Source organism: Candidatus Cryosericum odellii (genome assembly GCF_003570935.1).
Taxonomy (GTDB): Bacteria; Caldisericota; Caldisericia; order Cryosericales; family Cryosericaceae; genus Cryosericum; species Cryosericum odellii.
Genome location: NZ_QXIU01000058.1, coordinates 1 through 9653, shown reverse-complemented (window position 1 = coordinate 9653; position 9653 = coordinate 1). Strand labels below are relative to the sequence as shown.

Here is a 9653-nt window from a genome sequence, read left to right as displayed (position 1 = left end):
GTCACCTTGCCGAGGTAGATACTCTGCAGATCTGCGGTGATCTTGTTGCGCGCATCGTTCCATCCACCAGTCGGCGGTTCGAGAACTGCTCCGTCCAGCTGTTCCAGGCCCGCTTTGGTCTCGGGCTTGGCTGCGTACGCTGCGATGAGGACTGGATCCTTGAGGGAACTCTGGCGAGCCGGCATATAGCCGGTCTGTGCTGCCCAGACGGCCTGCGTATGAGCCGAGGTAAACCACTTGATGAACGCCCATGCAGCATCTTTCTGGCGCTGCGTGTACTTGGGAGCATTGCCGAACATGACAATGTTGGTGCCGTAGAGTGCTGCGGCCTGGCCTGCAGGTCCGGCGGGCAGAGGTGCTTCGCCCAGCTCAAACTTGTCCCCGACAGCCTGTTCGTAGTACGTGCGACCCGCCACGGAGCCAAATGTCATGCCAGCCTTGCCGTTACCAATATCAGTCTGGTCGCCATAAGCTGTCGTGTAGTGCATGAATTTCTTGGCATACAGGTCGGCGAACAGCTGTGTTGCAGTCTTGGCAGCGCTGCTGTTGCCAAACAGGACGTTGTCATACGTGTCGCTCAGGACTTTGCCGCCGTATGCATAGACCAGCCCGTACCAGAGATCGACGGATGGCGTGTGCGAAGCGCCCCACTGTGTCTGGTTGCCCTTGTCGTCAGTCTTGGTGAGCTTGACACAGTCGTCGGCAAACTCCTGCCACGTCGCCGGCGCATGTGTGATGCCGGCAGCTTTGAACATGTCTTTGTTATAGTAGAGCACTACGTTGGACTTGTTGAACGGCATCATATAGCGCTTGCCGTCGGCGAGTTTCGACGAATCCCACATCTTGGGGAAGAAGTCAGCGATGTCTGTCTTCGACAGACCATTGGCACCGTTGATGTAGCTGTCGAACGTGCTGAGATAGAACCCGGTGGCATACTGAGCGGCCCAGTTCTCATACGCCTGTGCGATGAGGGGCGGATCCTTTGCCGCAATGGAACCGATGGTCTTCGTCTGCAGCGTGGTGTAGTCGGCCATCTGAACCAGCTGAACCTCCATGCTCGGATGTGTCGCGTTGAACTCTGTGGTCAGCCCGGTGAGGGACTTGCCGAGTGCTGCAGCCATGGCTTCCCAGAACGGGACGATTGCTTTGTTCTTCAGCCAATCCATCGAGAACTGGACGGTGACTTGCTTGAGCGCAGCATTCCATGCAGTGGTTGCACCCATGGACTCGGCAACGAAACGCATTGGGACGACGGTCTTGCTGTTGATGATTGCAGCAGGAGCATCCAGCGTGACGTCGTAGTCATTGACCTTGGCGACCGTCTTGTCAATCGTCAGGGCAATCTTGTTGCCCGCCAGCGTGATGTTGGCGGTCCTGGTCACAGCGTCCCACACTAGCGTGGCTCCCATAGCCTCAGTGATGAAGCGCAGTGGAACCAGTGTGCGGCCGTTCTTGATCACAGCGCCCTGCTCGAGCGTTGTGGTCTTTCCGTTGACAGTACCCGTGTTCTTGCCGATATAGACCACGATCGTTGTTATTGCCTCAGCCTTGGCACTCGGAACAGCAGCGAGCACCGAAGTGAATGCTACAAGCAACGCCAATACAGCAGCCAGCAACTTACGTGCGTTGAGCATACTTCCTCCCCTGGAAAATCGGATGGTAACGTTCAACTCCATTAAGACGGCTACCCCTTGATACCGCCCCCGCCAATGCCCTCAATAAACTGCCTCTGCACAAAGAAGAACAGGATGACGATGGGGATCGTCGTGAAAACCGATGCTGCAGCCAGCTGAGACCACTGCTGCCCTTTCTCGCCCAGGAAGGCGTTCAGAGCAACCTCGATCAGCTGCTTGTTTTGCGACTGGGTCATGACCGTGGGCCACAGGAATGATGTCCACGAACCAAGGAACGAATTGATGGCGATCGTCACGATCGCGGGCTTCGCGAGCGGCAAAGCGATGCTCCGGAAATAGCGCAGGCGCGATGCGCCGTCGATCTGTGCCGCCTCCCAGAGCTCCTTGGGCATCGACATGAAGTATTGCCGCAACAGGAAGATGCCGAATACGCTCGCTGCGAAGGGGATAATCAGCGCATAGAACTTGTCATACCATCCGAGCGTCCGGATAATGAGGAAGTTCGGGATCAGCGTCGTCGCCGCGGGGATCATCATGACGCTGAGGACGAGGTTGAACAGCACCTCTTTCCCCCTGAAGTCGATGCAGGCAAAGGCAAAGGCGGCGAGGGACGACGTCACCAGGGAAATCAATGTCGCAGCGACCGCCACGAAGAGCGTATTGCCGAAGTAGCGCAGCCATGGCGCGGAGTTCCAGGCGTCGATGTAGTTCTGGAACGTCGCGTGCCTGGGCCAGAACTGGGGTGGAACGTTAAAGACGGCGTCCTGAGGCTGCAGTGACGTGACGATCATCCAGTAGAACGGGAACACGACCAGGATGAAGAGCCCCGCTATGGCAAGATAGAGGAGAACTCTGGTGACCCTGTTCCAGAAAATGGACTGTCGCATCGTCGTCATGTCACACCGTCATCCGTAGAAGACCTTGCGTCCGGTCACCTTGCGCTGGAGCATCGTCAGGAGGAAAATGATGGCAAACAGTCCTATGGAAACTGCGCTGGCGTAGCCGAAATGCATCTGCCCAAAAGCTTGCTGATAAAGGTAGTAGCCTGTCGTTGTCGTTGAATCGACTGGACCCCCCTGCGTCAGGACAGCCACCTGCGTAAACATCTTGAACGCACTGATCGTATAGATGATCACGACGAAGTAGGTGGAAGGGGAAATCATGGGCCACGTGACATGCCAGAAGGTCCTCCATCCGCTGGCTCCGTCGATCTGTGCAGCCTCGAGGAGCTCGGTCGGTACCTTGGACAGGGCAGCCATGAAGATGATGACCGCAAACCCGATATCATGCCACGTCGAGTAAAGGATCATCGCGGGCATCGCCGACGCCGTGTCCGTCAGCCACCTGCTGACTGGCAGACCCACGAAGTGCAGTGTCGCGTTGAGCATGCCGTAGTCGGGGTTGAAGATGTAGAGCCAGATGATGGACGTGGCGACCAGCGGCGTAATGTATGGGATGAAGAACCCCATGCGCCAGAATGTCCGCCCCCGGACTTTCGCGTTGAGGAGCACGGCGATCAGCAGTGAAACGGCGACCGCAATCGGGACACTACCTACCGTGAAATAGAGTGTCCTCAACACCGAACCCCAGAAATCACCTGAGGTGAGCATCTGCCTGAAATTGCCAGGCCCCACGAAGATGCTCTGGCCGACAAGGTTCGTGTCGAACAAGCTGAGGCCAACGACGATGAACGCCGGAAGGAAGGTGAAGACAAAAAGAACGAGTGTCGAGGGGAGAGTAAAGAGCCAGCCAGCGACGTTGTCGCGGATAACCTGTTTTCGTCTTGCCGGCGTAAGTTTGTTGTCCATGCCCCAAACACCTCTAGACCGCAGTTTCAAGTCCGTAACGACTTGGCCAGGTGGACTGAGCTTTTTAGTATAACATTGGCAACCTGCAAGTCAAAAGAGACTGTGAGCACCTCGGTAGTCCTTACCATATAGTCTCGGAGTGAAAGAAACCGTGCTTCTGCTATACTTTCCGAAGCAGAATTCGTCCTGCAGAGAGGGGGTGGAAAATTGACACAACACTTTATTGAGCTCACAGCACCGAAGCGGCTCATGGCCAAGGTCGCATTTGCTCGCTCGGCCGGCGCTGCCGGAGATGTTGTCCTTGTCCTTCCCAAAACACCGGATGAGGAAATCGGCCGTGTCCACCGTCTGGTAGCGGCGGCTCGCAAGGCACTTGGGGCCGAATCGATACCCTTCCAGATCGTCGAGATCGACGAGGCAATCCGCCTGGCAACGTTGGGAGATCCTTCCCGGGCACTCGTGATCGACCTCGACCTCCTGCATCGCGGGAACGTCGGCCTGCTCGAGTCAGCCTGTAATTCGAGCTCACAGGTTATCGGTTACAAACTCCATCAAAACCGTTCCAGGACAGCCGCCATCTTCGCCCGCGGCGACTCCAATGCCGTCCTTGCCGGGACGGTCGTACGTCGGCTTACCGAGGCCGGAGTCGTGGACAGGACAAGCTTCGTCCACGTCACCCATGTGGGTGAGGCTGCAAATGTCAACGACAGCGTCCTCGAGGCGTATGGCAAGGTCAAGGCTGAACTGCCGCAGGCCCGCCTCGCCATCGAACAAGCCGAGGATGGCGTGGAATCCGCCATCGAACATTGTTCGCTTCAGTACGGCCTGCTTGTCCTTGGACTGCCACAGCACCCGAGAAAACGCTCGGTGACCGAGCACCTGCTTGCGCATGTCATGGCAGGACAGCTCCGTGCAACTACCGTGTTTGTCTACGCGCGCGGCGCAGAGGTTGAACAGTTATCAGCCACAACACAAGCCATCGAGCCCTGGATCCTCAAGAACACGTTCTCCCTGGGCGAGTTTGAGGACATCGATCGACTCATCCAGGCCAAGCGTGACCGGCATGTGTCGATCTCTCTCATCCTGCCGGCGCTCAATGAGGAAAAAACGGTTGGACAGGTCATCGACGCCCTCAAGGGACCACTGATGGACGAACGGCCACTGCTCGACGAGATCATCCTCATGGACAGCGACAGTGGCGACAACACGCGCGCCATAGCGACCGAACGCGGCATCCCTGTCTATATCCACCAGCAGGTACGCCCAGATCTTGGAGCCTACCCCGGCAAGGGCGAGGCGATGTGGAAAGCATTGTTCGTCGCAAAAGGAGACATTCTCGTCTTCGTCGACACCGACCTGTCCAATCCCAACCCATCATTTGTCTCCGGACTTGTCGGCCCTCTTCTTCTGGATGAGCGTCTGAACTTCATCAAGGGTTTCTACCGCAGGCCCGTGCGTGTCGTCAACGAGTTCGTGGAAGTGGGCGGCGGCCGTGTCACGGAGCTTACCGCGCGCCCCCTGTTGAACCTCTGGTATCCGGAACTCGGAGGGCTGTTCCAGCCACTTGCGGGGACTATCGCAGCACGTGCCGGCATCCTGCGCGAGCTGCACTTCATGACCGGCTATGGCGTCGAGATCGGGAATGTCATCGAATATGTCCGCAAGTACGGCATCGATGGTCTGGCCCAATCGGAACTGGGCGAGATCATCCACCGCAATCAGCCCCTGGAAGCACTGTCCAAGATGTCGTTCCAGGTTCTGGAAGCCTTCTTCCGGCTCTCGCACGGGCTGATGGCCCCCGGCATGGCTGACCGCATGAACGGCGTCCTGCGGCAGCCCTTCCTCTCGGACACGGGTTTTACGCTGTATCAGGCGCGCCTCGGGCAGGAGGTGAGGCCTCCAATGTTCTCGGTGCCGCCTCTCGATTCTTCCGCTTCAGCCGAACCAGCGACCTGACACCAGGAAACCGATATGATTGCGACTGACGCTCAGGGCCAAACCTGGTGGAAACGGGGCGTCATCTATCACTGCTATGTCCGCAGTTTCATGGACAGCAATGGCGATGGTATCGGAGACCTTCCTGGGCTGACCAGCAAGCTGGACGTCCTGCGGGACGGTACGCCCTCTTCCCTTGGCATCGAGGGCCTGTGGTTGTCGCCTGTCTACCCGTCGCCCAACCGCGATTTCGGGTACGACATCAGTGACTACCTCTCGATCGACCCCACGTACGGTACGATGGAAGACTTCGACCGCCTCGTGGCCGGTGCCCGCGCACGGGGCATTCACCTCATCATGGACCTTGTCGTCAACCACAGCTCGACTGAACACGCCTGGTTCAGACAGGCACGCACCTCCCGCGAGAACCCGTTCCACAACTACTACCTCTGGAGCGACGGAACCAACGGCAAACCCCCCAACAACTGGGGTTCGTCATTCGGAGGTTCGGCCTGGGAATGGAACGAGCAGACCCATGAGTTCTACCTGCACAGCTTCCTCAAGCAACAGGCAGACCTGAACTGGCGCAACCCCCGGCTTCGTGAGGAGATCCACGATATCATGCGGTTCTGGATGGACCGGGGTGTCGACGGCTTCCGTCTCGACGTTGCCAATTACTACGTCAAGGACGCCCAGCTTCGGGACAACGCTCACGAGGTTGTCATTGCTCAACCCATGCCCGGCAACCCTTCGAAGACGCTGTTCATCCCAATGTCACGCGAGGTGTACGACCACACTGTGGATCAGCCGGAGACGCACGACGCCCTACGGGAAATGCGCGGCGTCATCGACGAGAAGCCCGGGCACATGATGGTGGGAGAGATCACACAGCGCACGCAGGGTCAGGTATTGTCCTACTATGGGGACGGCCAGGACGAGCTGAACCTGGTGTTCAATTTCTTCTTCTTCGTTCGACATTTCCGGGCGAAGGACTTCCGCGACATCATCCAGAGAACCCTCGACCTGCTGCCCGAGGGCGCTTGGCCCGCCTGGGTCCTGAGCAGCCATGACGTCGTGCGCGCAGTATCACGCTACCATCTCACGCCACGGATGACGAAGAGTATGACAGGGCTGTTTCTGACGCTCAAGGGGACCCCATTCCTCTACAATGGAGAGGAATTGGGGCTTGCAAACACGCCGCTCCCCAGGCGACTCCTTCAGGACCCCGTGGGCAAGAGATACTGGCCCTTGCCGGTCGGCCGGGACGGCGAACGCACGCCGATGCCCTGGAATGCGACACCCGACCGCGGCTTCACCACGGGAACCCCGTGGCTGCCCGCCGGTGCACCTGACATGTCGTACAGTGCGGAGGCAGCAGACCCGACCTCGGTGCTGAGCTTCACGAGACAGCTCAGCTGGTTCAGGTCGCACCATTCCGCGTTGAATGCGGGCGATATGTCAATCATCGCCGGTCCGTCGGACACCTGCCTCTGCTTCACGCGCAGATCCTCAGCAGAACACCTGACGATTACGATAAACCTGTCCGACCAGACCGTCGCGATCCCACGGGGCAGCTTCACGTCAGACCAGATTCCCCTGTTTACCACAGAGGAGCAGCCATCCACGAACAGTCTGGCTCCCTGGGAGGTCAGGATAGCGGCCGCTCCCGCATAACCCAGAGGACAGGTGGTCACTCCACTACGTGAGAGCTCTTCCGTCCAGTGATATCCCGGCCAATGATCACGACCATGTCGGGGCTCTCTTCCGTCCTGACCAGTGCACCGCTGACTTCAACCTGTCGAACCGAACCCGAGACGTTCTGGATGTCAAAAACCTCAAGTGGCTCGGGTCCTCCGAGCAGCAACCGGTCAAAGAACGCCACGCCACGACTGCGATCAGCAGGCCCGATAACATCGACCACGTCCCGGCCGGTGAGCGAAGGCACGGGCACGCCAAGGAACTCGCCTAAGCGGGCATTCGCCAGGATGATATGCCTGTCCAGGCCGACCATGCAGATGTGTTCAGACGACCTGTTCAGGAACGCATCCAGCTGTTCCCGACTCTTCTCGAGTTCCAGTTCGTTCCTGCGCATCTCGGTGATGTCGAACCCAATGCCGACTACGCTGGCGACAGAGCCACGGATGTCGAAGACCGGCATCTTGACCACGTGGAGCTGGATGTGGCTGTCGCCGTGAATCTCGTCGTAGTCACGTTCCCAGCTGCGCCCCGTGGCAATAACGACGTCGTCCGTCTGCTCGAACTCCGTCGCTCGCTCGGGCTCGTACAGCTCCCGATCCGTGTGCCCCAGCAGGTGGTTGAGCGAGAGGTCCTTCCACTTCGGCCCGGCAGGGTTGTACTGCGCCCACATCAGGTTCCCCGCCTGGTACCGGTGATCCAGCGTTTTGAGCCAGATGGCCGCTGGAAGGTTGTCCATCAGGATGCGGGCGAACGCCCGTGACTCCTCCAGTGCCTCCATGTTCTCCTGCCGGGCAAGAAACCTCTGCTGGAGGATGAGGGCACGAACCGCCGTCCAGATCAATATGCCACTGACGATGATGGCGATCGCCATCAGCACTTCCTGGCCAATGGTCAGATTGTCGGCAAAACTGCCCAGGAGTGCGCTCCACGCGACCACATACAAGCATGCAGCCAGAGTGGCTCCGGTCCTCGCCCGCCTGAACCACCACTGCGGCCTTCCTGTCGTCCCTGCTGCGTTGTGAGTATTGCTGGTTGCTGGACTGTCCAGTTTCATCCGTCCACCTTCTCTCTCGACATCTCTGAGCGTAGCCATCATGGATGACCTGTCAAACACCCCGAAGAACGTGGACCACCCGGACCCTCTCCTTGACAAAGGAAGATGGCCCGCTAGAACATTCATGGGAAGGACCGCCTGCCATATCGCTGGACAAAAAACACCGGCGGATGCGCCGTGGTGTGCCGTTTTGCACCGACTGGAGGCAACGATGAAAGTCAGCATCATTGGTGGGGGAGGGACAAGAGTCCCGATTCTCGTGGGCGCTCTCCTGGACCTTCAGGAACGGCTCAGCCTGACAGAGATCTCACTGACCGATCCCGATGGCGAACGGTTCGCCGCCATGGATAAGATCGTATCGGCCATTGTCAAGGACAGAAACAGCACGATCGATATCTCGCACGCCGACACGTTTCGCGAGTGCGTGACCAGAGCATCCTTCGTCATCGCCGCCATACGCGTGGGTGGCGACCATATGCGTACGCTGGACGAACGAATCCCCCTCTCGATGGATGTTCTGGGGCAGGAGACGGTCGGCGCAGGCGGCTTTGCCATGGCTGTCCGCACCATCCCCGTCGTGCTGGACATGCTCAACGAGCTGCGTGAGGTTGCACCCGACGCCTGGTTCATCAACCTCACAAATCCGTCGGGGATCATCACGCAGGCGATGGTCAGCCATGGAGGCTTTCACAACGTCGTCGGCATCTGTGATGCGCCGACTTCCATCGGCATCCTGTTGGCCTATCTCCTCAAGGTCCAACCGGAAGACTTGGTGTTGGACTACTACGGACTGAACCACTGCGGTTTCGTCAAGAGCGTCTACGCTCTCGGGCACGACGTGTTGCCCCAGATCCTTTCCATGATCGACCAGGTGCCCGATTTTGAGGTGATGACACACTTCTCACCTGCATTCGTCCAACGCCTCGGCAAACTGCCCAACGGGTACATCTGGTACTACGCCTTCAAGCGCGAATCACTCGCGGCCGTCAAGGCTGCCGGGGAGACCCGCGGCGAGGAAGTGGAGCGCCTCAATGCACAACTTGTAGTCGATCTCATGGCAACCAGCGACCCGCTGGCCACATATCAGGCATATCTCGGCAAACGCGAGGACGGTCACCTCGCAGAGGAATATCGGACCGCCATGAGCCTCAAGAGTGGCGAAGGATACAGCGCCGTTGCCATGGATGTGCTTCTCGGCCTCGCAGGCAAGGGTCAGTCCGTCGTCCCCGTCAATGTCATGAACCGTGGGGCGATTGCCGGCCTTGCCCTCGACGATGTCGTCGAGGTCCCGTCACTGATCACTGAACGGCTCATCCGCCCGCTGGCAGTCGGGCCCATCGACAGGGAGTCACAACTGCTTATCGAGCAGGTGAAACTGTACGAGAGGTCCCTCGTCGACGCAGTCGCCTACCGCGACCTCGGGGCTCTCATCGAGGCTCTGGCGCTCAATCCGCTGGTACCATCGCCGGCCGTGGCACGAGATCTCGTCCTGGCGTTCAAAGAGCAGGAAGCCCCATACTTCGA

At 58.8% G+C, this 9653-nt stretch carries 7 protein-coding genes; 3 read left to right on the top strand and 4 right to left on the bottom strand.

The annotated features are described in order from the left end of the window. The 3 genes from SMC5_RS02250 to SMC5_RS02240 form a co-directional block, all read right to left on the bottom strand. A partial coding sequence (locus SMC5_RS02250) for an extracellular solute-binding protein (protein WP_119119421.1) occupies nucleotides 1–1634 on the bottom strand: 1634 nt, incomplete at its 3' end. A 50-nt stretch (nucleotides 1635–1684) separates the two neighbouring features. Then, nucleotides 1685–2530 carry a carbohydrate ABC transporter permease gene (locus SMC5_RS02245; protein ID WP_119086780.1) on the bottom strand — a complete coding sequence of 282 codons (846 nt, stop codon included), beginning with the start codon at nucleotides 2528–2530 and terminating at the stop codon, nucleotides 1685–1687. 9 nt (nucleotides 2531–2539) lie between these two features. Next, entirely contained in the window at nucleotides 2540–3442 is a 903-nt protein-coding gene (locus SMC5_RS02240; protein ID WP_119119420.1) for a carbohydrate ABC transporter permease, read from the bottom strand. Nucleotides 3443–3649: 207 nt separating this feature from the next. Between SMC5_RS02240 and SMC5_RS02235 the strand changes: the two genes are divergently transcribed. Both SMC5_RS02235 and SMC5_RS02230 read left to right on the top strand, forming a co-directional pair. After that, nucleotides 3650–5398, top strand: a complete 1749-nt coding sequence (locus SMC5_RS02235) for a glucosyl-3-phosphoglycerate synthase (protein ID WP_119119419.1) — start codon at nucleotides 3650–3652, stop codon at nucleotides 5396–5398. Nucleotides 5399–5413: 15 nt separating this feature from the next. Beyond that, nucleotides 5414–7051 (top strand): alpha-glucosidase, encoded by a 1638-nt coding sequence (locus SMC5_RS02230; protein ID WP_119119418.1) that lies wholly within the window; start codon nucleotides 5414–5416, stop codon nucleotides 7049–7051. Between the two features lie 16 nt (nucleotides 7052–7067). On the opposite strand, the gene SMC5_RS02225 is transcribed toward SMC5_RS02230, so the two are convergent. Next, nucleotides 7068–8129 (bottom strand): PAS domain-containing protein, encoded by a 1062-nt coding sequence (locus tag SMC5_RS02225; protein WP_165846136.1) that lies wholly within the window; start codon nucleotides 8127–8129, stop codon nucleotides 7068–7070. 211 nt (nucleotides 8130–8340) lie between these two features. On the opposite strand from SMC5_RS02225, the gene SMC5_RS02220 reads away from it, so the two are divergent. Further along, the coding region (locus SMC5_RS02220; RefSeq protein WP_119119416.1) for a family 4 glycosyl hydrolase at nucleotides 8341–9653 on the top strand (1313 nt) is incomplete at its 3' end.

Bases quoted from the DNA above. Each gene is read 5' to 3' on its own strand.
- SMC5_RS02230 (WP_119119418.1), top strand. From the start codon at position 5,414: ATGATTGCGACTGACGCTCAGGGCCAAACCTGGTGGAAACGGGGCGTC.
- SMC5_RS02225 (WP_165846136.1), bottom strand. From the start codon at position 8,129: ATGAAACTGGACAGTCCAGCAACCAGCAATACTCACAACGCAGCAGGG.
- SMC5_RS02245 (WP_119086780.1), bottom strand. From the start codon at position 2,530: ATGACGACGATGCGACAGTCCATTTTCTGGAACAGGGTCACCAGAGTT.
- SMC5_RS02240 (WP_119119420.1), bottom strand. From the start codon at position 3,442: ATGGACAACAAACTTACGCCGGCAAGACGAAAACAGGTTATCCGCGAC.